The sequence below is a fragment of the Actinoplanes sp. NPDC051513 genome, from assembly GCF_044454685.1.
Taxonomy (GTDB): Bacteria; Actinomycetota; Actinomycetes; order Mycobacteriales; family Micromonosporaceae; genus Actinoplanes.
Genome location: NZ_JBITDW010000020.1, coordinates 94,836 through 118,955 on the forward strand (window position 1 = coordinate 94,836; position 24,120 = coordinate 118,955).

Genomic DNA, 24,120 nt, shown 5'->3' on the forward strand with positions numbered 1-24,120 from the left:
AGAACTAGAACGCGTTCTCGTTACCCTATACTGCCCGCCGGGCCGGGAAAAAGGCCGGGAGCCCGCCTCGATGAAACAAGTTCCAGCTGTTGTACGTCCTGGCTCAGCGGGGATTGCCCGCGCGCCATGCGACGTAGTCGGCGACCGCCGTAGCGACGTCGAAGGTGGGCGCGAATCCGGCGTCCTCGATGAGCCGGGTGATGTCGAGGTAGGGGTTGTCGCCGGGGCCGGCCTGCCGCCCGGGCAGCAGGTCGAGCCGCGGGCCCGGCGCGACGGCCCGCAGGGCGGTCGCGAGCTCGCGGTTGGTGAACGGGCGGCCGCTCGAGACGTTGTAGGTGTCGTGGCGCAGGGCGGGCGCGGTCATCAGCAGGGCGATCGCACGACCGGCGTCGGGCGCGTAACAGAAGTCGCCGCCGTCGTCGGCGTACCAGGGCTGTGGTTGCTCGCCGCGGAGCACGGCGCTGATGTACGGCGGGATCGGGTTGAACGGTGATTCCGGGTCCATGAGCGGGCCCCACGTGCTGCCGATCCGCAGCACGATCGGCCGGACGCCGCTGCCCTCGAGGCCGTGCGTGGTGAGCGGCTCGGCGGCCTTCTTGAACGCGACGATCGGGTGCGGCAGGCGCGCCGTGGGCAGTTCGAGCTCCTCCCGCCAGGGGATCTCGCTCCGGCCGGCGTAGACGCCGAGGCTGCTGGCGACCGCGAACCTGCGCACGCCCCAGGCGCGTGCGGCGTCGAGCGCGTTGAGCAGGCCGGTCAGGTCGGTACGGAAGAAGCCGGCCGGGTCCTCGCCGGGGACGGAGCCGGCGAGATGGACGATGTCGCCGATGTCGTGGCGAACCGCGAGCGCGAGGAAGGCGTCCCGGTCGGTGACGTCGAGGGACTCCACGGCGACCCGGCCGGCGAGGAACGACGGGACCTCGGCCCGGCGGTGGGTGGTGACGACGACCCGGTGCCCGAGGTCGGCGAGGGCGCGGGCGGTGTGCGCGCCGATCATGCCCAGCCCGCCGGTAATCAAGATCATCGGACGATTATCTCGCGGGCATCGCGTACCTTCGGTCGGCGTGAGCACTCTCCCGGCACCCGACGAGCGGACCCGCTACTCCTCCCGGCGGATCGACGAGATCGACATACAGTCCTGGCCGGCGTTCGGCGAGGACGAGCGCAAGCTGCTGGAATCGGCCGGAGAGGTGATCCGGCCGGAGCCGGGCGAGGTGCTGTGGGAGGGCGGCGAATCGTACGACTTCTATCTCGTACGCGCCGGCGGGATCTGCCTCATCGACCGGCGCGACGATCGGACCGTGTTCGTGGTGGAGCCCGGCGACTTCCTCGGCGAGCTCGGGATGCTGATGGGGCAGCCGGCCTTCCTCGCGGGCGCGGCGATGCCCGGGAGCACCTTGCTACGCGTACGTGTCGACGACTTGCGCCGTCTCATCGCCACCTCCGTGGAGCTCGGGGACCTGTTGCTCTCCGCGTTCGACGCCCGGCGGCGCATGCTGACCCAGTGGGGCGAGGGCGGTCTCGTCCTCGCCGGCGACGACGATCGCCGCCTGCATCGGTTGCAGGAGTTCGCCGAGCGCAACCACCTGCCGTACCGGACGGTGCTGCGCTCGGACGGGCCGGCGTGGGCCGGCCTCGCGGCGACGACCGCGCTCCCCGCGATGGGGGCGGCCGTGGTGACCGGCCAGGGCCGGGTCATCGCCGACCCGACGACCCGCGATCTGGCCACCGCCACGGGTCTGGACCTTTCCGGAGTCGCCGACCGGGCGCGCTGCGACCTGCTGATCGTCGGCGCCGGACCGGCGGGTCTGGCGGCCGCCGTCTACGGGGCCTCCGAAGGGCTGGACGTCGTGCTCGTCGAGGACGTGGCGCCGGGCGGACAGGCCGGCACCTCGTCCCGGATCGAGAACTACCTGGGCTTTCCCCGCGGCATCGCCGGCAATGAGCTGGCCCGGTCGGCGATGCTGCAGGCGGTCAAGTTCGGGGCACGGTTCGTCTCTCCGCGCTCCGTCACCGGGTTGTCGCGCGCGGCGGACGGCTTCCGGGTCCGGCTCGACGACCAGAACGACGTCGCCGCCCGCGCCGTGGTCGTCGCCAGCGGCGTCCGGTACCGGCGACTGCCGATCCCGGGCATCGCCGACTTCGAGGGGCGTGGCGTCTACTACGCCGCCACCGAGATCGAGGCGCGCGCCTGCCTCGGCCAGGAGGTGGTCGTGGTGGGCGGCGCCAACTCGGCCGGCCAGGCGGCCCTGTTCCTGACCCGGCACGCCCGCCGGGTCCACGTCCTGATCCGCCGCGACGACCTCACCGAGACCATGTCGAGTTACCTCGCCCAGCGCTTGCTCAACCACGAGCGGATCACGGTCCACCCGCGGTCGGAGCTGACCGCCGTGCGGGGCGAGGACCGGCTCACCCACCTGACGTGGCGGGACGGGCGCCGGCAGGAGTACGTCGACCTGGCGGCCGGCGGCCTGTTCTCGATGATCGGCGCGCAGCCGCGCACCACGTGGCTGCACGGCGTCGGCGTCGACCTCGACGACAAGGGTTTCGTACGGGCCCCCGCGGGGTTCGAGACCTCGGTGCCGGGCCTGTTCGCCGTGGGCGACGTGCGCGCCGGCTCGGTCAAGCGGGTGGCCTCCGCGGTCGGCGAAGGCTCGGTGGTGATCTCCGCGGTGCACGCCTATCTGCGAGACCACTGACCTCTTCGTCAGGGCCGGGCGAGTCTAGGCTGACCAGGACGAGCGGGGCTACCGGACGGAGGAATCGATGTCTTCCATGATTGAGTTCGACCCGGAGATGTCCCGTCGGGTCGAGGCCGTCTACACCACCCCGGACGTGGTCGGCCAGCGCCGCGTGGTGCGCCAGTCGCTGGCCCTGCGGGCCGGCGAGCGTGTGCTGGACATCGGGGTCGGCCCCGGCTTTCTTGCCGCTGAGATGGCGGCCGAGGTCGGCGCGGGTGGTCTGGTGTGCGGGATCGACCCGAGCGAGAGCATGCTCGCCATCGCGCGGACCCGGGCCGGGCAGGCCGGTGGCGCCCCGATCGAGTTGAAACCGGGTGGCGCGAACACCATCCCCTATCCGGACGCGAGCTTCGACGTGGCCACGGCGACCCAGGTCCTCGAGTACGTGGCGGACCTTCCCGGCGCGCTCCTCGAGATCCGGCGGGTGCTGCGCCCCGGCGGGCGCGTCCTCGTGCTCGACACCGACTGGGACTCGATCGTCTGGCACACGACCGATCTCGCGCGGATGCGGCGGGTGCTGGCCGCGTTCGAGGCGCATCTGTCCGACCCGCACCTGCCGCGTACCCTGCAACGCTCGCTGGAACGTGCCGGCTTCGACGCCTCCGAACCGCAGATCGTGCCGCTGCTCAACGTCGGCTACCGGCCGGCCACCTTCAGCGCGGGCCTCATGGGGTTGGTCGCCGGGTTCGTCACCGGCCGGGACGGGGTGACCGCGGCGGAGGCCGCGGCGTGGGCGGACGACCTGCGCGCGCTGGGGCCCGACTACTTCTTCAGCCTGAACCGCTACCTCTTCAGCGCCGAAAGCCGCGCCTGATCTCAGGCTGCGCGAGTCTGGAGATAGCGGTGTGAGTTGGTGCGCAGGTGCTTCGTGGCGGCGTGCGCCGGGAGCGGACGCGCGAAGTGATAGCCCTGGCCGAGGTCGCAGCCCAGACGGCGGAGCTCGGCCAGTTGGCTCGCGTCCTCGATGCCTTCCGCGACGGTCTGCAGCCGCAGTGCCCGGCCGAGCTCGATCACCATGCGTACCACCGCGAGGTCTTCGGTGTTCTCGTGCATGGAACCGACGAAGGACCGATCGATCTTCAGTTCGTCCACGGGGAATCGCCGTAGGTAGGACAGCGACGAGTAGCCGGTGCCGAAGTCGTCCACCGACAGGTTGACGCCGAGATCCTTGAGCTGCCGCATCTGGTGGGCCGCGGTGTCCGGGTCCTTCATCATCGCGGTCTCGGTGAGCTCGAGGGTCAGGGCGCCGGCGGGGACGCCTTCGGTGTGGAGCACATCGGCGACGTGCGCGACGAAGTCCCGGTCGAGCAGCTGCCGTGGGGCGATGTTCAGGTTCAGCCGCAGCGCCGGGAACTGGGGCATCCACCGCGCCAGCCGGCGGGCGCCCTCGCGAAGCGCCCACCGCCCCAGCTCCACGATCAGGTTGCTCTCCTCGGCAAGCGGGATGAACTCCGCCGGGGCTACGACGCCGCGGCGGGGGCAGGTCCATCGCATGAGCCCCTCCATGCCGATCGGCCGGAGGCTGTCGAGGTCGACGAGCGGCTGGTAGTGCAGTTCGAGGTCGCCGGAATGCAACGCGCGTTGCAGGTCGGCGAGCATGTCGAGCCCGGCGACCGTCTCGGTGAGCATTCGCGGCTCGAAGACCACGACCTGCGAGGCGCCGCGCTTCTTGGCGGCATACATCGCCACGTCGGCGTTGCTGAGCAGGTCATCGGCATTGTCGACGTCGGCGCCGCGGTCGGCGACGCCGACGCTGGCGCCGATCAGCACGTCCCGGGAGGCGATCCGGAACGGCTGGCGGAGCGAGTCGATCAGGCGCTCGGCGGCCGCCACGGCCGTCTCCAGCGAGGCGTCGCGAAGGAGAACGGCGAACTCGTCGCCGCCGATGCGTGCCGCCATGTCGCTGGGCCGCAGCCGTTCCGAGATGCGGCGGGACACGGCGGCCAGCAGCTCGTCGCCGGCCGCGTGGCCGAGGCTGTCGTTCACCGCCTTGAACCGGTCGAGGTCGATGAACAGCACGATGTCGTCGCGGCGCTCGGCCAGCGCGCCGCGAAGCCGCTCGAGGAACAGCGTCCGGTTGGGCAGGCCGGTCACCGGATCGTGGTGGGCCTGTCGCACCGCCGCGACGGTGCGCGCGTCGGTGAGGGCGAGGCTGGCCTGCTGGGCGAACGCCACGAGAAGGTCCACCGCCTCGTCGCCCACACGGCCGTCCAGCACGGCGACCAGGCTGCCGGCGATCTGTCCGCCGACGGAAACCGGCGCCCCGGTGATCACGTCGCGCGAGACATGGGATCCCGTGCTGATCGTCTCGCGGGCGACGTCCAGGACCGCCTCGCCGGCGCCCTTGTCGCCGGACGCCACGGTCAGCTCGTGCGCGGCGGCGCCGGCGAGAACGAGCACCACCGGGCAGCCGTTCAACAGCTCGGCCGCACCGGTCGTCACGGCGTCGAGAACGTCGGCGAGCGGCCGGCGCGCCGACACCGCCTGCTGGATGGTGAGCAACTGCTCCAGCAGACGCTGCCGGGCGCGCAGCTCCGCCACGAGGCGAAGTTCGTGTTCGCGCATCTTCCGCTCGGCGGTCAGGGCGCGGACATTGCGCAGGACCAAGCTCAGCAGCTGCGCCATGGCCTGCACGGTCTGGCGCTCGGCGCCCTCCAGAGCCGTCTCCCGGCGGCCGACCACGAGGAAGTCCGGCGTGCCCCGGCCGAGACGCGCGGCGAAGGTATGCATCACGCCCACCCCGGGCAGCTCGACCGACCGGGCGAAGTCGATGTTGCTCAGCAGCTCACTGCCCGGCGTGCCCGCGCCGAGACCCCAGGCGGCCCGCATCGTGCCGTCGACGACCACGGCGGCGATCTCGGCGTCGAGGGCCTCCGCGGCCCGCTCGACGGCCAGCTGCACGACGGCGTTCTCCTCGTCGCTGCCGCTGATGGTCGCGAAGTACTCGGTTAGCTGCAACGCCGACCAGTGGTGCGTCATCAGATCCCCATCAGGCGAAAGCGAGCGAAACCATCGTGAGGTGATGCATGCCGGACGCGCCGCGGTAGCGGGCGATTTCGCCGTACGAGTAGAAGCCGCCGAACGGTACGCCGGGGAAGGCCCGTCCGATCTCGGCGATCTCCCGGTGCACGCCCGCGGGCCCCAGTTCCCGGCGGCGCACGGCACAGTCGAAGGTGAGCAGGCCGATCGGGGTGGCGTCGCCGAGCGTACGCACCGCGTCCTCGCACGAAGCCGTGGCGCCCGCCACCAGCGACTCGACGTCGCCCTCCATGACCCACGCCAGCCCGCCCTGCGGGATACCGGCGGAGACCAGCACCGAGCCGTCCGACGGGTCCAGCCCCTGGATGACGCGGATCTCGTCGCCGGAGCGGGTCGCCACGCCCAGCGGGCACTCCAGCGCCCGGAGCCGGAACGAGTCCGACCCCTCGAGCACGGAACGATCAAGGCCCATCCGACTGAGGAAGACGTCCAGAGCGGGCTCGTTGTCGAACTCGAAGACCTTCAAGCCCTCGCTGTCGGTGACGACCATGGGATCCCCGGATCGACGCCACCCGTGCGCCACGCCCAGCCCGACCGGCGCCGGCGAGCCGATGGCGACGCCGACCACCGTCCCGCTGAGGATCTCCACCCCGTCGCTGTCGCCGGCGAACTGATAGGTCCGGGCGAACTGCCAGTTGTCACTGGCCACGCCGCCGACCAGGGGAACGGCCGCGCCGGCGGTGCCGTAGGCGCCACGAACGATCTCCACGTTGTCGTCGAGCAGCGCGTCGACGAACAGCAACAGCACCTTGTGCGGCTGATCCAGCAGCGCCAGACCCGATGCGGCCTGGCCGCCCGCGGCCCGCTCGTTGCCCGGAACGTCACGGCCGACGGCGATCTCGTAGCCGAAGCCGTCGCCGCCGAACGCCACGACCGACACCGAGAAATCCGCCGGCTCGCCCGACGCCGCCAGCGGTTCGAGCAGCCCGCGATCTTCGCCGCCGCGCCCGCATGGGCCCGGACACCCTCGATGAGCGCCGGCATGTCCATGTACTCGCGGGCGAAGACGAGGATCAGGCCCGCGTCCGGCCGGTCGGCCACCGCGGCCGCGGTGGCCCCGGCTCCGGCGGCGAAGCCATCGGGATCCGTGCTGGAGCCGACGCCGAACCATCGACCTTCCACGCGGTCGGCGCCGGGGTGGTCGAGGTTCCGGTGGTCCTGCATGAGATCGGCCATGTTGCGCCTATCGGCACAGCCCATCGAGACATGAGCGGACAGCCTGGCGAAGTCCACGGGGACGTCGCCAGGCGTCCGGTCTACAGCTCGCGCAGGTCGATGGTTTGCGCCATGACGCGCATGCCGGCGTCGTTCGGGTGCAAACCGTCGCCGCCGTCGTACGCCGGGTTCAACCTGTCCGGGTCGGCGGGATCGGCGAGCGCCCGATCGAAGTCGGCCACCGCGTCGTACTCGCCGCTGGTTCGGATCCAGTTGTTCACGGCGTCGCGGACCTGCTCGCCGTGCTCCGTGTAGTAGCCGGGGTAGATCACTCCCGCGAACGGGAGGATGGTGGCGCCGATCATCTTGACCCCGTGTGCGTGCGCGGCCCGGATCAGCTTCCGGTACCCGTCGATCAACTGCGGCGCGGTCACCGGCACGGCCTCCGGCCCCTCACCCAGGCCGATGTCGTTGATGCCTTCGAGCACGATGACCGTACGGACACCGGACTGGCCGAGCGCGTCGCGGCCGAACCGTGTGATGGCCGCGTCGCCGAAGCCGGGGTTGTTGTCGGTGAGGACCTTGTTGCCGCCGATGCCCGCGTTGACGACGGCCTTGCGGCTGCCCGCCGCCACCAGCCGTTCGGCCAGCTCATCGGGGTAGCGGTTGTTCGCGTCCGGCGTCGAGAACGCCCCATCGGTGATGGAGTCGCCGAACGCGACGACGGCCTCGCCGGGCCGGCCGGACACATCCAGGCCGGTCAGGAAGTACCAGGATTGCGACGTTTCGGTGTACGCACCGGCGGACCTGTCGGCCAGATGGTTGCCCGCGGCCCGGTAGGCCGTCGCGAGCGCGAACGGGTGGAAGGTGGCCGGTCCGGTGCGCTCGGCGAAGTACAGCGTCACGGTCAGTTCTTCCAGCGCCGTGACACGCAGGGACACCGCGTCCGAGCTGGCCTGCCGGCCGGCCGGGACCACGGTCGAACGCCGCCCGTCGAACGTCACCGGGCGCAATGTGCCCGGCTGGATCGCGGCGCCGTCGGCGGCCCGGCCGATCGACGCGCCGGTCAGCCGGAGCGATCGTTCGCCGTACACGTTGGAGATGCGGATCCGGACCTCGGAGCCGCCGCGGCTGACCCGGACCGGCTGGCGAAGCGACTGGTTGTCGAAGCCATCCGCCCAGTTCGTGCCCCCGAAGGGGTCCGGCGCGGCCGGGATGTTCGCGGTCGACCAGGTCGCGGTCCAGTGGCGTACGGAATGTGCTTGGGCCGGCGCGGCGGCCGTGGACGCCGTCACCAGCGACACGAGCAGCGCGATGAACCCCGCACGCAGAGCTCTGATGCTCATTCTTACCTCTCTCCGCCGTCTCGATCGATCTGTCTGGATAGGTAGACAGTCTGGCCCCTCCCGACTCATCGGTATCAGGGTTTTCTCGGGGTATGGCCGGATGGTTCGGCGCGGGGAGATCAACCAGGCTGAGCAGGTGATCGCAGACCTGGTGAGCGCGGCAACCGCCTTCGTCGGCCAACTGTCCACGTACGACGAGTGGACGGTCCTGGTGGTCACGTTCCTGTCGACCGGGATCGAGATGACGTTCCTGCTCGGGCTGCTGGTGCCGGGCGAGTCCGTGGTCATGCTGGCGGGGTCGCTGCCGCACGGGCCGGCCGGCATCGCCGCCGCGGTCGTGGTCGGCACCGCGGGCGGGCTGACCGGCCAGATCTGCGGGTACGCCGTGGGCCGCGCTTTCGGACCGCGACTGCGCGGCACCCGGCTGGGCCGCCGGATCGGCGCCGAGCGTTTCGACCGGGCCGAGGCGTATCTGCGTGAGCGCGGCGCCCCGGCGCTGGTGGCGGTCCGTTTCGTGGCCGTCATCCACGCCGTCGTGCCGATCGTCGCCGGCATCGTCCGGATGCCGTTCGGCCGCTTTCTCGGCTGGTCGGCGCTGGGCACAGCCCTGTGGGTCGGCGCCTTCGCCGGTCTCGGCGCGCTGACCGCGGGAGCCGACTCGACCGGCGGCGTGACGGTGGTGCTCACCGCGATCGGCGCGACCTGCCTCGGCGTGGTGCCGCTGGGCGCCCGCCTGATCCGACGGGCCTTCACCGCCGCGCAGCCACCACCGGCCGGCGCCTGCCCTGGCGGGCGGTCACCTCACGCCCCGGTCTCCGGCTCCACGGTGCCTCTGGCGGCCGGGCCTCGCCGCACGATGATCCCGCCGAGCACCGCCAGGCCGGCGCCGGCGGCGCCGAAGAACGCCGCGAGTCCGACGCTGCCGGCGGCGAGACCCAGATTCACGTACGCCCGCACCGCCTTCGATGTTTCTTCAGCGCCTTCAGGACCGGGAGACCGTCGCCTGAGAGCCCGGGTTACGACGATGACCGGGCGAACCGGGTGATCGTGGTACCGCGGTACCACGGCCGGGTCTGAAGATCGGACCGCGGTACGACGGATCGTCGCGCGCCCGGAAGCGGGCTGAATGAGGCGGGTAAATCCGGGCGGTCGTCTTGGTAATTCCTTATTCGATTTCCTCAACCTGCGCCATTTCTCGATGTGGAGTACCCGCGATTCGGGTTGCCGTTGTCTCGGCGGGGAGCCGGCTGACAAGTGCGGCGGTGGCGCTGCCGAAGACGGCGGCGAGCACGAGGCCGGCGAGCAGGTGGAAGAAGCCCGCGCCCCAGAAGTCCTGGAGCACGAAGGCGGGCAGGTCGCTCATGCCGCTGCGGGCGAAGTCGTCGTAGATGCCCTCGGCTCGCCAGACTCGCACGACCGTGCCACCGGCCGTTGCCGCGTCGACGATGCGGAACAGGTAGTAGCAGGCGAGCATTGCCGGGAACCACGTTGATCACCGCCGCGGTGAGCCCGTCGCGGAAATCGTGGCGGCGCCACGTGGCGATCGCGGCGGCGACAATGTTCGACGCGACCAGCCCGGCGACGATGAGGTAGCCGATGATGACGCTGGAGCCGGTCACGGCCGGACTCAGATACTCGGCCAGGCCCTCGGCGGCGTAGAGGCCGCCGGCGACGGCGCCGACGAGAAGCCCGGTGCGTACGGCCTCAGGGCGGAAGGGCCGGCGCCGGACCAGGAAGACCCAGGCGAGCAGGACGCAGGCTGCCTGGGCCATCGCGACGCCGGCCAGGCCCAGCCAGCCGCCGCCCGCGAGCGCACCCGGCGCGGTGGCCAGCCCGGCCGCGGCCAGCGTGACCTCCACGACCGCGATGGCCGGCGGCCACCTCAAGTCCCGGTCTCCGGCTCGGTGGCCGGCGCGGCCCGGCGGCGCTGGGCGATGATCCCGCCAAGAACTGCCAGGCCGGCGCCGGCGGCGCCGAAGAACGCCGCGAGCCCGACGGCGCCGACGGCGAGACCCAGATTCACGTATGCCCGCATCGAGGTCATGCCGCTGTGTGCCAGGCCGTCGATCTTCGCTTGCTGGCGGCTGATCGTGTCGAGGAAGACGTTGTCGACCACGGCGAACGTGGCGATGGTGGCGACCGCGATCAGGGCGCCCGCGACGGCCCCGGCCAGCGCGTGGGTGCGGCGCGACGACGTGGCCCGCCCGGCCTGCATTCCGGTCAGCAGCAGCGCGGCGAGGACCGCCGTGTAGGCGACCAGCACGGAGACCCCGTCGTCGTCCTCGACGCTCGGGAACACCACGTTGGTCAGCACCACCTCGGTGCTCAGACCGGCCCAGACCACCACCGCGATCACCACGGCCCGGCGCAGGGCCGTCCGCGTCTGCGGGCTCATGACCATCCCCTTTGTCAGATGGGCGTCCATCGCGCCGTGCATCAGGTCGGCGCCGGTGCGCAGGCGGGCCCCGGCCGACATCGGGCCGAGATCGTCGAGCAGTTGCGCCATCTCGTCGCCGTAGCGGCGTCGCCACGCCGCGGGGTAGAGGCGAAGAAGCCGCTTCATGCGAACGCCCGCAGTCGCTTCAGGCCGGCCGTGCTGACCCGCTGGGCCTGCTCCAGATACGCCCGTAAGGCCTCGGCGCCGGCCGCGGTGAGCTGGTACGGCCGGCGCCGATCCTCTTCGGGCAGCGCCTCGATCAGCCCGCGCCGCTCGAGACGGCCGAGCGCCGCATACAGCGTGCCGGGCCCGAGCGTCGCCCCGGCGAGCTGCTCGATGTCCTTGATCAGCGCGTAGCCGTGCTTCGCCCCACCGGCGAGGCTGGTGAGGATCAGCACCGCGGGGTCGGCGAAACTGCCCAGCTCGGCCATGCTCAGCATCTCCGGTCTCTAGTACGCGCCGCGCTATATCGTCGAACGATATAACGAATCAACCCGGGAGGGAAGCTGTCCGCCGGACTAAGGCAGGAACTTCACTTCCGGGAACGTTCGGCTGGGCCCGTCCAGCAGGTACCCGTTCCGGTGCCGCAGGTGCAGGTCGAAGAAGGCCAGGGGATAGGCCTGCTGAATTTTCACCGACCGGCCCGGGTCGAGCGTGCCGATCCAGCTCTGCAGATCCTCTGTGCTCAGCCCGACAATGGGCGCGATCTGCGCTATGAGCACCTGGTAGTCGCTGTACGACGGGTGGAGCGCGCCGTCGGCCTGGATGTTGAGCCGCCAGCCATGCAGGTGTTCCCAGAATGCGGCGACCGGCGGTGCGTCGGCTCTCGTGAACACGGCGGTCATCAGCATGACGGGCCGATCCAGATCGGTGAGCGGCGGCGGCGCGGACTCCATCGGCCCGTCCATGATCAGCCCCGCCCGGACCCGGCGGTCCTCGGCCATGAGCAGCGCGGTCGCCGTCCCGCCCTTCGAGTGACCGAACATGCCGATGTGCCGCAGATCCAGCGCCGCTCCCAGGCCGGCCGGCAGCGGCCGGCGGTCGACATCGGGGTTGTGCCCAGCGGCCATGACCTCGAGCTGGTCGATGATGAACTTGATGTCGCGGGCGAAGTCGGGCGGCAGCATCACCGGGTCCTCGACCGGCGCGATGACCCGTCCATCGGGAAATTCACTGAATGCGTCGTACGTGTGGTCGACGGTGACGACCACGTATCCGTGGCTGGCGAGTTCCTGTACGACGACGGTGTTCTCCGAACGGTGATCATGTGCCGCGTGTGAGAAGACAACCACGGGCATTCGTTCGCGGGTACGGCGCACCGGCGCACCGATGTGGCCCGTGGTGAAAGGCGCCAGCGCGGCGTCGGGCTCGAAGTCGGCGGACTCGAGCAACAAGCGGAACGGAGCGGCCTCCATCCACGGCGCCGGCGGGTACCGCCAGGTGTCGTGCGCGGGATACCAGACGCTGGCCATCAATTCCCTGGCCTGTCCCTGATACGAGCGCGAACGGTCGACCAGGTGAAGTTGCACCGTGCCCACCGCATATGGCCCGGTCGGTCCCGGCAATCTCAGGCGCGGCGCGGCCGATATAGCAGTGGATGCCGATGCGGGCGTCGCTGCACCGAATGGCACCGTGATTCCGGCCGCGAGCGCAGCCCCGAGCAACCTCCTGCGTGACAACGAAATGCTCATCGGTTCCTCCCCATCTAGGATTATCCTCTCAGTGTATACGCTCAGTGCTTACCGAGGGGACCCGCAGCGCTCCGGTTTCAGCTGGTGAACGGTGACCCGGCCGTCGCCGCTTCTCGGCCAGCATCGGCGCCGGTCATGACGGATATGCCGCGGAGATCGCGCGACACTTGCGTATCGCCGGGGTCCCTGTCCGGCGCGCCGACTATCTCGACCTGTGCCCACTCGTTCCGGCTGGGCAGATTCAGCGCCCCTTCAGGTGCCTGGTCGCATCGTGAGCGCTGTGGTGGACCGAGGACAACAATGGCAGCACCGCTCTGGTTACCGGAGCCAACCGCGGCCTCGGCCGTGCCCTGGTCGAGTCGCTGCTGAGCGAGGACGCCGCCAAGGTGTACGCCGCGGCACGTCACCCCGAGACGCTCGCTGACCTGGCCGCGCGGGACAGCCGCGTCGTGCCTCTCGCCCTCGACCTGACCGACCTGGAGCAGATCAGCCGAGCGGCCGCGCTCGCGGCCGACACGACGTTGCTGATCAACAACGGCGGCTCGCTCGCCTTCACCGATCCGTTGGACGGCGACCTCGCGGCGGTCGACCTCGACCTGCGGACGAACTTCATCGGCACGCTGGCCACCTCACGGGCGTTCGCGCCGGTGATCGAACGCAACGGCGGCGGCGCGATCGTGAACCTGCTCAGCCTGGTGGTGTTCGGGCCGGTGCCCGCCATGGCCGGGTACAGCGCCTCCAAGGCCGCCGCTTCGATGACCCAGGCGCTGCGTGCACAGCCGGCCGCCAAGAAGATCACCGTCCACGGTGTCTTCCCGGGCGCCGTGGACACCGACATGATCCGGGCCTTCCCGATCCCCAAGACCAGCGCCGCGGACGTGGCCGCCGCGATCCTCGACGGGCTCGAGAACGGCCAGGACAACATCTTCCCCGACCCGATGGCACGCGATGGTCACCAGGCTTGGCGTGACGACCCGGCCGCGTTCGAACGTCGGATGGCATCCATGTGATGCCATCCGCCGAGAAATAGCCGTTCGTTCCGGCTCGGCGACACGGGGAGGGCGTAGCGTCAAGTTTGCTCGGTTCGTCCGTTTCTGCGACGGGCGACGCATCTCCGACACGCTGCCCTAGACCTCGGCGGCCGTTCACGGCACGGCCAGGCTGGGGATCCGAGCGATCGCCCCGGCCAGCACGGTGAGCAGAAAGTTTCCTCCCGAGGAGGCAAGCGATCATGACCGTTGCGCCCATCTATCCCGTACGCGTCGATGCCCGTCTGGACCCGAACCTGTCGCGCTGGCTGTGGCTGGTGAAGTGGGTTCTGGCCATTCCGCACTACGTAGTGCTGCTCTTCCTATGGATCGCGTTCGCCGTTATGTCGGTGGTCGCGTTCTTCGCGATCCTGTTCACCGGGCGGTATCCGCGCCCGATCTTCGAGTTCAACCTCGGTGTGATGCGGTGGGGCTGGCGGGTCAGCTACTACTCCTACAGCGCGCTGGGCACGGACCGGTATCCGCCGTTCACCCTGCAGGAGGTTCCGGACTATCCGGCCCAGCTGCACGTGGGCTATCCCGAGCACCTGTCCCGAGGCCTGGTCCTGGTGAAGTGGTGGCTGCTGGCTCTGCCGCACCTGCTGATCGTCGGTGTCCTCGTCGGCGGCGGCGCCTGGTTCGCTCTCGGCTCCGAGACCGACAACTACAGCTGGAGCGGTGGCGGCCTCATCGGGCTCCTGGTGCTCATCGCCGCGATCGTCCTCGCTGTGACCGGGCGCTACCCCCGCGGCCTGTACGACTTCATCCTCGGCCTCAACCGGTGGGTGCTGCGGGTTGCCGCCTACACCGCGCTGATGACCGACGCGTACCCGCCGTTCCGGCTGGACACCGGCGGCGCGGACCCCGCGACGGCCACCATCGCGCCGACGCCCTGAAACACGACGTGATCACCCGCGTACGAGCGGCAATGACGAGTTGCGTCGCCGGCGTCCTGATAGTGACTGCCGGGGGAGTGGCGCCGGCTGATGCCGCGGCTCCCTCGGCCGGGCTCGTGGTTCACCTGCGCCGGGCGCTCAACGACGTCGTTGCCGCCGGCGCGCCGGGAGCGATCGTCCTGCTCCGCGACGGTGGGCGGACGATCCGGCTCGCCGCCGGCAGCAGCAGGCTCGCACCGGTCGAACCCATGCGCCCGGGCCTGCCCACCCGCGTCGGCAGCGTGACCAAGGCCTTCACCGCGACCGTCGTCCTGCAACTGGTCGGTGAGCGCCGGCTCGCCCTCGACGACACCCTCGAGCGGTGGCTGCCCGGAGTCATCTCGAACGGTTCGGCCATCACCGTCCGGCAACTGCTCAATCACACCAGCGGCATCTACGACTACGTGCAGGACCCCCGGACGCTGGCCCCCTACTACGCCGGGGACTTCACCCTGGTCTTCGACGTGCGCGACGGCGTCCGGTACGCGGCCGAACACGGGCCCCTGTTCGCTCCCGGAACCGCGCTGGCCTACTCGAACACCAACTACGTCCTGCTGGGCATGATCGTCGAGTCGATCACCGGACGGTCGATCGGCGACGAGCTTCGCCGGCGGCTGTTCGTGCCGCTCGGCCTGCACCACACCAGCTATCCGACGTCCTCGGACATCGCCGGGCCGCACGTGCACGGCTACGGGGTCGAGGAACCGCCGCCGGTCGAGTTCACCGCGCTCAGCCCGACCCTGTTCGGCGCGGCCGGCGCTGTGCTGTCCAATGCCGACGACCTTGCCCGGTTCTACCGCGCCCTGTTACGCGGCGAGTTGCTGCCGGCCCGGCTGCTGGTGGAGATGAAGAAGATCGATCCGGTGGCTACCGGCGGTATCCCGGACGCCGGGATCCTCGGCGGCGGTTGGGGTCTGGGCCTGCTGCGGGAACAGTTCCCGTGCGGTCCGGCGTGGGGGAACGACGCCGAGAACCCGGGCTACACCACCGCCGCCTGGAACAGTCCCGACTCCCGGCGTCAGGTCACCGTGATCGTCAACAGCTTCTTCGGGCACGATGCGCCGGTCAACCAGGCCGTCCGCAAGCTGCTGATCACCGCCTACTGCGACCGTTGAGGAGAAGCGCCATGCGTGGACAACTCGTCGTCTCGCTGTTCGCCAGCGGGCTCCTGGTGTTCGGCTCGGCCACGGAATCGATCCGCGGATCAGCCCGCGAACCGGATCGGAACCCTGTTCTACCACCCGGGCGGGCCGGGCGACGGCGGCGCCCGGTATGTCATGGACGCCGAGCGCATCTTCTCCGCGACGCTGCGGGCACGGTTCGACATCGTCGCCCTGGATCCGCGGGGCATGGGCGGCGGCGTCCAGGTCCATTGCGGATTGAATCCGATCCTGCCGGAAACGACCCTGTTCCCGCGGACCGAGCAGCAGTTCAACCAGCTCCGCCGGCACAACCGTGACGTCGGCCTGAGTTGCCTGCAGGGCACCGGCGCGCTGCTCGGCCACATGGACACCATCACGGTCGCCCGCGATCACGATGCGCTGCGGCAGGCCCTCGGCGTCAAACAGGTGAGCTGGCTGGGTATCTCGTACGGAACGCAGGTCGCCGCCAACTATGCCGAGATGTTCTCCCGGCAGACGCGCGCGATGGTGCTCGACGCGGCTCTGGAGCACAACCAGGCGGAAGGCGTGCAGGTGGCCGACGAGATCGTCTCCGAGGAGAACTCGTTCAACCGGTTCACCCGCTGGTGCGACACGGCACCGTCCTGCGTGCTGCGCGGACAGGACGTCGCGAAGGTCTTCGACCATTTGGTGGCCGACGCCGACCGGCGCCCGACCCCGGTGGCCCGAGCGCTGCGTGCGGTCACGGGCGAGGACATCCGGATGGGGACCGTCGGCATGCTGACCTTCAAGGAACCGTCGATCTACGGGCCGGAGCTGTCCTGGGCCGCCCTGTCGCGGGCCATCGCGGCCGCGCTGGCCGGAAACGCCGACCGGTTCGCGGTTGCGCCCGACGCCAGCGCGCCTCAGGAAGCGCTGTTCGGTGTACTCGGCAACGCCTGCGGCGACTACGTGCCGCAGGTCGGCAGCTGGGCCGAGATGCAGCAGCGCCTGCAACTGGGGCGGCAACTCGCGCCGCACCTGCAGGGCGCGTCGGAGACCTGGCGGGTGAACTTCTGCATCGGCTGGCCGGTGCCGCCGGCCAACCCGCCCCGCACCCTCGCGGTCCACGGCGTGCCGACCCTGATGGTGCACGCGGTGCACGATTCCTCCGACCCGTACGGGTGGGCGCACAGCCTCAACGCCCAGATCGACGGCAGCGACCTGCTGACCCGCACTGGCGACGGCCACACCTCGTACTACACCTCGCCGTGCGCCCGCGCGGCGATGGACCGCTACCTCGTCCACCCTCAGGCGCCACCGGATCGGGTCTGCGACGAGTGACGGCCGGGCGCGTCGTCCGCCTTCAGTAGGGTTGCGGCCGTGACTTCTTCGACCCCTCGCTTCTCGGCCGTGCTCTTCGACTGCGACGGCGTGCTCGTCGATTCCGAGCCGATCACGAACGGCGTCCTGCGGACGATGCTGATCGGGCTCGGCTGGGGCATCTCCGAGCGGGACTGCATCGACCTGTTCGTCGGCCGGGCGCTCCGGGACGAGTGGGCGGTGATCCAGGAGCACACCGGATTCCGGATCGACGACGCCTGGCTGGCGAGCTTCCGCGGCCGGCGGGACGCGGCCCTGCGGTCGGGCCTCGTCCCGATCCCCGGCGCCGAGGAGGCTGTCCGGGCGGTGGCCACCCTGATGGGGGACCGGTTCGCCTGCGTGACCGGGGCCGACCGCGGCAAGGTCGAGATGCAGCTGAAGATCGCCGGTTTGGACGGGTACTTCGGCAGCCGGGTGTTCAGCGGCATGGAGATGCCCAGGAGCAAGCCGGCGCCGGACGTCTACCTCGCCGCCGCGGCCGACCTGGGGATCGATCCGGCCGCGGCCGTCGTGATCGAGGATTCGGTCGCCGGCGTCACCGCCGGGGTGGCCGCCGGGGCGACGGTGTTCGGGTTCGCGCCCTCCGGCCCGACCCACACGGCGCCGGAGGTGCTGCGCGCGGCGGGGGCCGGCGTCGTCTTCACGGACATGGCGGAGTTGCCCGATCTGATCCGCACACCCGGTCGAGCAAAGTGACCAGGCTCGTTGCGTACCGGCCGTCGATGTCGAGGTCCGGGCGGAAGTCGGCGACGCTGACACCGAGCAGGTTCGGCGCTCCCGCGAGCGGGGCCAGCAGGGCCGCGAGCTGGTCGGTGTCCGGCCCGCCGGCTTGCGGGTAGGTCACCGCCGGCATGCTCGACGGGTCGAGAACGTCCACGTCGAGGTGGAGCCACATCGGTACCTGTAGCCGCTCGGCCCAGGCCGCCGCCCTGCGTCCCGCGCCGTGCGGGTCGGCGATCACGGCGGGCGACCCGATCGTGAGCATCTCGGCGGGCACGCGGGCCACCTCGGCCGCCGATGCCGGGTCGAGGCCGTCGGTGCGGTGTCCGAGCAGGGCGACGTGGCGGGCCTCGACCATCGGCACGGCCTGGCCCAGGCCGGTCAGGCTCGGCGGGCCGGCCCCGGTGAGCACGGCAAGTTCGAGGTCGGCGGTCTCGCCGGTATCCGAGGCGCGGGCGTCGAGATAGTCGGGATGACCGTCGACCAGCCACAGACCGACGCTGCCGACGGCCGGGCGCAGGTGCGCGAAGACGCCGAGGAGGAGGCTGCAGTCGCCACCGAGGACCAGCGGCCGCCGCTCGGGATGCTCACGCATGCCGGTCGCCAGCGAGGTCGCCAGGGCGTGTGCGGCAGCGATGGTGTCGGGCAGAGCGCGAACCGCGGTCTTCTCGTCGCGGTGGTGGGTGGAGATGATGGTCGCCGCGTCGCCCAGATCGACGTCGACGTGGCCGTTCAGACCGGCCGCGCGCAGCGCCTCGGGAGCTTCGGCCTCGCCCCGGCCCGTGCCCGAGCAGTCCCAAGGAGCACCGAGAAGAAACCAATCAGAGCCGATCACGAGCCGAGGGTACGGCCTCAGCGATGCTGTTCGGGGCGCCATGGGGTCAGCCGCGGCCACCAGCCCGGGACGGCGCGGCGGTAGGTCGTGTACTCGTCGCCGAACTTGCTGGTCAGGACGGGCTGTTCGTAGCCGAGGACGAACGCGACCATGGCGGCGGTCACGAGCGCGGCGTACCCGAGGAGCACCGGCCGCCACAGCAGCAGGGCCTGGCCCAGGATGGTGGCGATGACCGCGAGGTACATCGGGTTGCGAACATACCGGTACACGCCACCCACGACCAGCTGCGTGGGCGGCGCGATCGGTGCGGGCGTGCCGATGCCCTCGATCACGAAGCGGGCGAAGGCGTGTACGAGAAACGCGGCTCCCGCCACCAGGATCACGATGCCGAGCAGGCGTGCCGGCAGCCAGTGCGCAAACGGGGCGCCCGGTCGCCATTGGGTGAGCAACCAGGGCGCCAGGCCGGCGACCGTCCCCGGAGCGAGGGCGAAGAAGACCGCGCTACCGGCCGCGGCGCCACTCCTGTGCATGTCGCCCATTGTGCCGTCGACGGTGGACGAAACGGAACGGGCCGTGACGGTCAGCTACTCGGTCGGCGCCGACTGGCTTGCCGCGGCGAGCCAGTCGGGGTCGAGCTTCAACGTGGCCAGCAGACCGCCGTGCCGCGTGGTGTCGACCTCGTCGGGCAGTTGCCGGTCGACGAAGTCGGCTCGCTGACCTTCTCCGCGCCTGCGAAGTTCGGCGATGATGAGCTGCTTCGAAATGATCACTTGACTCCGTCTGTTCGTGCTTTGTTCGTACGAGGTACATCCCGACCGCGACGAATCGCTGAACCAGTCGATCCGCCGCGGTCGGAAGACAGTTTCCGGAACGGTGCCGTGGCCGCGGGCAAAGGTGCCGGAACGAGGAACATCTCCCACCCTCCGGATTGCCCGGCGCCCGGGTCTAGCTGGGTGGACGCGTCGCTGCGGCTCGCACAAATCGAAATTACCGCGCGGGCGAAGAGATTCGGCCGTACGCGCATTCGGCGCGTGTGGCATCGGTAGAAATCAACCGCGAATGTCGACCGTATCACGCAATTGCTGATCGAGACCGTTCGCGCCCCGTCTGTTCCGCGCGGCGAGGGTGCGCCGGTCGGCTACACGGCGGTGGCCGCGGCGACGCGTTCCAGGTCGGCGAGCGTGAACGGGCGCCCGCGGGTGATGACCACGACGTGGTCGGCGCCGTAGGACTTGAGCACGGCGCAGCGCTCGGCGAACCGGGCCGGCGGCTCGTCGTCGCCGAGGGCGGTGCTCACCGTCTTGGCGATGTCGTCGTCGCGTCCGATCGCCGCGCAGTGCTCGCGCAGCACGGCGAGCTTGTGCCGGATCGTGACGCCGCCGTCCGGGATGTCGAAGAGGTTGCACGCGTCGGCGTACTGGGCGACCAGGCGCAGCGTCCGTTGCTCGCCCGTCCCGCCGACGAGGATGGGCGGGCGTGGCGTCGTCGCCGGCGGCGGGCTGCTCACCGGGCGTTCGAGCCGGGCGTGGAAGCCGTGGAACGGTGCGGTGTCGCCCCGCCACATCTGCGCGGCGAGCCGGATCGTGTCCTCCAGGTGCTCGAAGCGCTCCCGCGTCGCCGGCAGCGGCAGGCCCATGTCGCGCGCCTCGTCCTGTTGGTACCCGGCGCCGATCCCGAGCCACGCCCGCCCGCCGGAGAGCACGTCCAGGCTGGTCACCGTCTTGATCAGCAGGGCAGGCGGACGGAACGTCACCGGGCTCACCATCGCGCCGAGTCGTACCCGGCGGGTGGTCGCGGACAGGAACGCGAGCACCGCGTACGCCTCGAGCATCGGATCGGTGGTGGACGCCATCGGGTCGGCCTGGATGAGGTGGTCGGTGGCCCAGACGGTGTGCAGGCCCAGCTCGTCGGCGGCCTGGCCGAGGTCGGTGAGGGCCGCCGCGGCGTCGGCGGAGGGGTACGCGGTGATGCTGATGCTCACGTCCATGGCTCAGGCCGCCGTCGTGTATTGCACGGACGTGAGCTGCCATCGGCCGCCGTGGCTCGCCCAGGCCTGGCTGACCCGGAACCGGCCCTTGATCGTCTCACCGTGGTAGATGCACTCCGACTCGACGAGGTCGAACCGGACGCCGGCCGCGTCGTACGCGTGCACCGTCGACTCCACCACGTCCAGCCGGACCTGCTCGTACGCCTCCTCTCGGTGGACGTTGATCCAGTTGTCCCGGGTGATCATGTAGCCGCGCGGCCCGGTGATGAGCGCGTCCGGCGCGACCAGGTCGGTCAGCGTGTGCCAGTCTCCGGTGAGCAGCGCCCGGTTCACGCGGTCCTGCAGGGTGGTGACGATCGCTTCCTTGTCATCATTCATAGAGTTACTCTAAACTTAGAGTCGCTCTAACACAAGACCCGAAGGGGAGGCGTAGTGGGACTGCGCGAGCAGAAGAAGGAGCGCACCCGGCGGCACATCGCCGACACGGCGTGGGTGCTCATCGCCGACCATGGCTTCGGACGGATCACCGTGGCCGAGATCGCGCGCGCGGCCGATGTCTCCGAGGCCACCGTGTTCAACTACTTCGCCACCAAGGAAGACCTCTTCTTCTTCCGCCTCGACGAGTACGGCGAGCGCCTCGTCCGCGGTGTGGCCGACCGGCCGGCCGGCGAGGGGGTGACGGCGGCGTTCCGGCGCCTGCTGCTGTCCCAGGGCGGGCTCATCCAGCAGCTCGACAGCGACGACGAGCAGGCGCTCGACCGCCTGCGCACGGTCAACCGGGTGGTGACGGAAAGCTTGACCTTGCAGGGCCGCGAGCAGATCTCACTGACCCGTACGGCCGAACTGCTCGCCGCGGCCCTCGGCGGGGTCACCGCCGAGGAGCGGCTGACCGCGCGGGTGGTGGCGCACGGGCTGGTCGCGGTGCAGCGGGCGCTCATCCTGCAGGCGCGGGAGGCAGCGCTGGCCGACCCGATCCCGGCCGGACTCGCGGACCGGCTCGCGCGGTCGGCGGTGGACGCGTTCGCCCTGCTCGAGCAGGGGTTCGGCGACTACGGGGTGCAGGCGCCGGGCCGGTGAGCTCCACCCCGCGAGCTCACCTCCGCTTGCCGGTCCGGACGTAGGACTTGATCTCCTCCGGCGACAGGCCCTCCAGCCCGAGGTCGTCGCGCGTCCGCCCGTCGGCCCACCAGTCGCGCTCGTTCACGACGTTGTAGATGTTGACGATCGAGTCGATGACCGGCGTCGCGACGCCGATGGCCTTGCCGATGATGCTCCACGGCACCAGGCCGTACGGGGCATCCTCGGTGAAGTACCTGCTCGAGACGGTGTGCGGCCCGGCGATCGGCGTCAGCGAGATGTTCCCGTGGATGCTCATGTAGAGCTCCTGCCAGGTGTACCCCTCGCTCAGGCCGGTGAAGTCCTCGATCGGCGTCAGCCGGTACCCGAGCCGCCGGCCGATCTCCTTGCGCTCGTTGTCCACCTGGATGTTGATCCGGCACGAGCCCGGGGTGACGCCGTGCTCGTACAGAAAGAACGGCCGCTTCGCCGAGTTCTCGATCGCGGTGATGCTGAGCAGGCAGGGGCCCGCGTGCACACCCGGGTTCACGATGCTGAGCCCGGCCTCGAGAACATCGGAATACACCTTCTCGTACGGGTGGATGGCCCGCATCTCGTCGATCAGATCGGCGCCCTTCTCGGCCGGCATGAACGCGATGTTGACCGGGTTGTAGCCGTGGATGACGACCCGGGCCGGCGCCTCCAGCCGGGTGTCGTACGGCAGGTTGTTGACCTCGGCGACGACCGGGCAGTCCAGGTCGCCGAACGCCGTCCGGAACAGCAGCCCGGCGAAGGCGCCCGGATACACCACGATCACCTGGTTGCCGGTGACCCGGCCGCGCAGAAGACGGGTGTACGCGTCGTGGGCGAACGCCGGCGTCACGACGAGGATGTACCGCACGCCGTCGATGGCCTCGCCGATGTCGCTGGTGACCTTGTTGAGCCGGAAGCTGCCATTGATCATTCCGGACGAGTGGATGGTCCCGGTCTGGAACACCTCCCGCATGCCGCCGGAGAACTCGGGCGTCTCGAACAGGTTCACCGGGAAACCGCGCGAGGTGAGGTCGACTGCCATCGCGTGTGCCCCGTGGCCCCCGCCGAGCACGGCAACGGTTTCCTTCACGAATGTGTCTCCTGGTCTGTGATCTCAGCCGGTTGCAGGTCGTCGAACGACGTCAGGAAGGCTCGGGTCCGCGCTTGCGTCGGATGGTCGAGCACCTCCGCGGGCGTGCCCTGCTCGATGATCCGGCCGCCGTCGAGGAAGACCACCCAGTCCGAGATGCGCCGGGCGAACGGGACCTCATGGGTGACGATCACCATGGTCATGCCGTCGTCCGCGAGCTCGCGCATCACTCGCAGCACCTCGCGGGTGGACTCCGGGTCGAGTGCGGACGTCGGTTCGTCGAACAGCAGCACCTTGGGCTGCAGGGCCAGCGCGCGGGCGATCGCCACCCGTTGCTGCTCGCCGCCGGACATCTGGTCGGGGAAGGCGAGTCCCCGGTGCGCGAGGTGTACCCGCTTGAGCAGGCGAACCGCGGTCTCGAGCGCCTGCTTCTCCGGCACCCCGGCCGCCTTCCGCTGGGCGACCATGACGTTTTCCACGGCGGTCAGGTGCGGAAAGAGGTGGAAGCGCTGGAACACCATGCCGACGGACTGGCGGAGCCGGGCCAGGTCGCCGCAGACCACCCGGCCACCGGCGAACACCTCCTCGCCGGCGATCACGATCCGGCCGCGGTCCGGCTTCTCCAGCAGGTTGACGCAGCGCAGCAGCGTGCTCTTGCCGCCACCGCTCTGGCCGATGACGCTGACGATGCGGCCCGGGGCCACCGTCAGGTCCACGTTGTCGATCACCGTCCGGCCGTCGAACGACTTCACCAGGCTCTCGATGGTGATCACCGGAGTCGGCCCGCTGTTCATGCGACGTCCAGCAGTTCGCGGGCGGCGCGCAGCCGCCGGGACCGGGCCGGCGACAGCGGGGAACCGGCCTGAACCCTCCGTTCCAGCCACAACAGCGCTTGCGACAAGGGGTAGCAGAGCGCGAAGTAGATGGCGCCGATGACGAGGAAGACCTCCATCTGCTCGAAGGTCTGCGAGGCGACCGAGTTGCCCACGGCCATCAGTTCGCCGGCGGCGATGACGGTCAGCAGCGAGGTCGACTTCAGAAGATCGACGAGCATCGTGTTGGTGCCGGGCAGCGCGAGCCGCAGCGCCTGCGGGAAAATCACATGCGCGAAGGTGGCCCAGCGGTTCAGGCCCAAGGCCTGCGCCGCTTCGCGCTGGGCGCCGTGGACGCCGACGAGAGCGGAACGGAAGATCTCCGACAGGTACGCGGCGTAGAAGATGGCCAGGCTGAGCGCGCCGGCCTCGAAGACGCCCAGCTTGATGCCGAACTGGACGATGCCGTAGTAGGTCACCGAGATGATCACCAGAAGCGGGACGTTCTTGAACAGCTCGGTGTAGATGCTCGCCGGCAGGCGCACCAGGGCGATCCGGCTCGTGCGCATGAGCGCCAGGACGAGACCCAGCAGCGCGGCGGCGAGGAAGCCCAGCGCCGCGTACTCGATCGTTTTCAGCAAGCCGTCCAGCAGCGTCGACGTCCATTCCGACCACGCGACGTGAAACGGCCAGTACCCGCGGCTCTGCAGCCAGGAAATCATGTGCGCTCCC

At 70.4% G+C, this 24,120-nt stretch carries 25 protein-coding genes; 9 read left to right on the top strand and 16 right to left on the bottom strand.

Annotated elements, in window-relative coordinates:
• Positions 1-103: 103 nt before the first annotated feature.
• Positions 104-1,024: an NAD-dependent epimerase/dehydratase family protein gene (locus ACIA5D_RS39345; RefSeq protein WP_396035598.1), complete on the bottom strand. Its 921-nt coding sequence runs from the start codon at positions 1,022-1,024 to the stop codon at positions 104-106.
• A 40-nt stretch (positions 1,025-1,064) separates the two neighbouring features.
• Here ACIA5D_RS39345 and ACIA5D_RS39350 point away from each other — a divergent pair, with 40 nt between their 5' ends.
• Positions 1,065-2,699: an FAD-dependent oxidoreductase gene (locus ACIA5D_RS39350; RefSeq protein ID WP_396035599.1), complete on the top strand. Its 1,635-nt coding sequence runs from the start codon at positions 1,065-1,067 to the stop codon at positions 2,697-2,699.
• Positions 2,700-2,766: 67 nt separating this feature from the next.
• Complete coding sequence (locus ACIA5D_RS39355) at positions 2,767-3,555, top strand: methyltransferase domain-containing protein (protein ID WP_396035600.1); 789 nt, start codon at positions 2,767-2,769, stop codon at positions 3,553-3,555.
• A gap of 2 nt (positions 3,556-3,557) precedes the next feature.
• Here the strand turns inward: ACIA5D_RS39355 and ACIA5D_RS39360 are convergent, their stop codons facing one another.
• The 3 genes from ACIA5D_RS39360 to ACIA5D_RS39370 form a co-directional block, all read right to left on the bottom strand.
• Positions 3,558-5,720: a putative bifunctional diguanylate cyclase/phosphodiesterase gene (locus tag ACIA5D_RS39360; RefSeq protein ID WP_396035601.1), complete on the bottom strand. Its 2,163-nt coding sequence runs from the start codon at positions 5,718-5,720 to the stop codon at positions 3,558-3,560.
• A 10-nt stretch (positions 5,721-5,730) separates the two neighbouring features.
• Positions 5,731-6,660 carry an FIST signal transduction protein gene (locus tag ACIA5D_RS39365; RefSeq protein WP_396035602.1) on the bottom strand — a complete coding sequence of 310 codons (930 nt, stop codon included), beginning with the start codon at positions 6,658-6,660 and terminating at the stop codon, positions 5,731-5,733.
• 376 nt (positions 6,661-7,036) lie between these two features.
• Positions 7,037-8,281 carry an SGNH/GDSL hydrolase family protein gene (locus ACIA5D_RS39370; RefSeq protein ID WP_396035603.1) on the bottom strand — a complete coding sequence of 415 codons (1,245 nt, stop codon included), beginning with the start codon at positions 8,279-8,281 and terminating at the stop codon, positions 7,037-7,039.
• 136 nt (positions 8,282-8,417) lie between these two features.
• On the opposite strand from ACIA5D_RS39370, the gene ACIA5D_RS39375 reads away from it, so the two are divergent.
• On the top strand, positions 8,418-9,326 hold the full coding sequence (locus tag ACIA5D_RS39375; protein WP_396035604.1) for a DedA family protein: 909 nt from the start codon (positions 8,418-8,420) through the stop codon (positions 9,324-9,326).
• Between the two features lie 120 nt (positions 9,327-9,446).
• On the opposite strand, the gene ACIA5D_RS39380 is transcribed toward ACIA5D_RS39375, so the two are convergent.
• From ACIA5D_RS39380 to ACIA5D_RS39395, 4 genes are all read right to left on the bottom strand, one after another.
• Positions 9,447-9,755, bottom strand: a complete 309-nt coding sequence (locus ACIA5D_RS39380) for a hypothetical protein (RefSeq protein WP_396035605.1) — start codon at positions 9,753-9,755, stop codon at positions 9,447-9,449.
• Positions 9,756-10,163: 408 nt separating this feature from the next.
• Entirely contained in the window at positions 10,164-10,844 is a 681-nt protein-coding gene (locus ACIA5D_RS39385) for a hypothetical protein (protein ID WP_396035606.1), read from the bottom strand.
• Positions 10,841-11,158 carry a PadR family transcriptional regulator gene (locus ACIA5D_RS39390; RefSeq protein ID WP_396035607.1) on the bottom strand — a complete coding sequence of 106 codons (318 nt, stop codon included), beginning with the start codon at positions 11,156-11,158 and terminating at the stop codon, positions 10,841-10,843. The genes ACIA5D_RS39385 and ACIA5D_RS39390 overlap by 4 nt, the downstream gene beginning before the upstream one ends.
• A gap of 78 nt (positions 11,159-11,236) precedes the next feature.
• Positions 11,237-12,247 (bottom strand): alpha/beta hydrolase family protein, encoded by a 1,011-nt coding sequence (locus ACIA5D_RS39395; RefSeq protein ID WP_396035608.1) that lies wholly within the window; start codon positions 12,245-12,247, stop codon positions 11,237-11,239.
• Positions 12,248-12,723: 476 nt separating this feature from the next.
• On the opposite strand from ACIA5D_RS39395, the gene ACIA5D_RS39400 reads away from it, so the two are divergent.
• The 5 genes from ACIA5D_RS39400 (at position 12,724) to ACIA5D_RS39420 (ending at position 17,551) form a co-directional block, all read left to right on the top strand.
• Positions 12,724-13,419 (top strand): SDR family NAD(P)-dependent oxidoreductase, encoded by a 696-nt coding sequence (locus tag ACIA5D_RS39400; protein WP_396035654.1) that lies wholly within the window; start codon positions 12,724-12,726, stop codon positions 13,417-13,419.
• A gap of 221 nt (positions 13,420-13,640) precedes the next feature.
• On the top strand, positions 13,641-14,333 hold the full coding sequence (locus ACIA5D_RS39405) for a DUF4389 domain-containing protein (RefSeq protein WP_396035609.1): 693 nt from the start codon (positions 13,641-13,643) through the stop codon (positions 14,331-14,333).
• Positions 14,334-14,410: 77 nt separating this feature from the next.
• Complete coding sequence (locus tag ACIA5D_RS39410; protein ID WP_396035610.1) at positions 14,411-15,487, top strand: serine hydrolase domain-containing protein; 1,077 nt, start codon at positions 14,411-14,413, stop codon at positions 15,485-15,487.
• 15 nt (positions 15,488-15,502) lie between these two features.
• Positions 15,503-16,816 (top strand): alpha/beta hydrolase, encoded by a 1,314-nt coding sequence (locus tag ACIA5D_RS39415; protein ID WP_396035611.1) that lies wholly within the window; start codon positions 15,503-15,505, stop codon positions 16,814-16,816.
• A 39-nt stretch (positions 16,817-16,855) separates the two neighbouring features.
• Positions 16,856-17,551, top strand: a complete 696-nt coding sequence (locus ACIA5D_RS39420) for an HAD family hydrolase (protein ID WP_396035612.1) — start codon at positions 16,856-16,858, stop codon at positions 17,549-17,551.
• On the opposite strand, the gene ACIA5D_RS39425 is transcribed toward ACIA5D_RS39420, so the two are convergent.
• The 5 genes from ACIA5D_RS39425 to ACIA5D_RS39445 all read right to left on the bottom strand — a co-directional run bounded on the left by ACIA5D_RS39425 (position 17,496) and on the right by ACIA5D_RS39445 (position 20,775).
• The gene (locus ACIA5D_RS39425) at positions 17,496-18,410 is read right to left on the bottom strand and encodes an arginase family protein (protein ID WP_396035613.1); all 915 of its coding nucleotides are present in this window, start codon (positions 18,408-18,410) and stop codon (positions 17,496-17,498) included. The genes ACIA5D_RS39420 and ACIA5D_RS39425 overlap by 56 nt on opposite strands.
• A gap of 17 nt (positions 18,411-18,427) precedes the next feature.
• Positions 18,428-18,940 carry a methyltransferase family protein gene (locus tag ACIA5D_RS39430; RefSeq protein WP_396035614.1) on the bottom strand — a complete coding sequence of 171 codons (513 nt, stop codon included), beginning with the start codon at positions 18,938-18,940 and terminating at the stop codon, positions 18,428-18,430.
• A gap of 54 nt (positions 18,941-18,994) precedes the next feature.
• Positions 18,995-19,180, bottom strand: a complete 186-nt coding sequence (locus ACIA5D_RS39435) for a hypothetical protein (protein ID WP_396035615.1) — start codon at positions 19,178-19,180, stop codon at positions 18,995-18,997.
• Positions 19,181-19,548: 368 nt separating this feature from the next.
• Entirely contained in the window at positions 19,549-20,397 is an 849-nt protein-coding gene (locus tag ACIA5D_RS39440) for a TIGR03560 family F420-dependent LLM class oxidoreductase (RefSeq protein ID WP_396035617.1), read from the bottom strand.
• Positions 20,398-20,400: 3 nt separating this feature from the next.
• Positions 20,401-20,775, bottom strand: coding sequence for a nuclear transport factor 2 family protein (locus ACIA5D_RS39445; RefSeq protein WP_396035619.1), 375 nt, complete (start codon positions 20,773-20,775; stop codon positions 20,401-20,403).
• A 54-nt stretch (positions 20,776-20,829) separates the two neighbouring features.
• Here ACIA5D_RS39445 and ACIA5D_RS39450 point away from each other — a divergent pair, with 54 nt between their 5' ends.
• Positions 20,830-21,474, top strand: coding sequence for a TetR/AcrR family transcriptional regulator (locus tag ACIA5D_RS39450; RefSeq protein ID WP_396035620.1), 645 nt, complete (start codon positions 20,830-20,832; stop codon positions 21,472-21,474).
• Positions 21,475-21,490: 16 nt separating this feature from the next.
• On the opposite strand, the gene ACIA5D_RS39455 is transcribed toward ACIA5D_RS39450, so the two are convergent.
• The 3 genes from ACIA5D_RS39455 to ACIA5D_RS39465 are packed head-to-tail and all read right to left on the bottom strand — an operon-like array spanning position 21,491 to position 24,110.
• Positions 21,491-22,576 (bottom strand): NAD/NADP octopine/nopaline dehydrogenase family protein, encoded by a 1,086-nt coding sequence (locus ACIA5D_RS39455; protein ID WP_396035621.1) that lies wholly within the window; start codon positions 22,574-22,576, stop codon positions 21,491-21,493.
• On the bottom strand, positions 22,573-23,370 hold the full coding sequence (locus ACIA5D_RS39460) for an amino acid ABC transporter ATP-binding protein (RefSeq protein WP_396035622.1): 798 nt from the start codon (positions 23,368-23,370) through the stop codon (positions 22,573-22,575). Before ACIA5D_RS39460 ends, ACIA5D_RS39455 begins: the two co-directional genes overlap by 4 nt.
• Positions 23,367-24,110, bottom strand: coding sequence for an amino acid ABC transporter permease (locus tag ACIA5D_RS39465; RefSeq protein ID WP_396035623.1), 744 nt, complete (start codon positions 24,108-24,110; stop codon positions 23,367-23,369). Before ACIA5D_RS39465 ends, ACIA5D_RS39460 begins: the two co-directional genes overlap by 4 nt.
• Between the last annotated feature and the right edge of the window lie 10 nt (positions 24,111-24,120).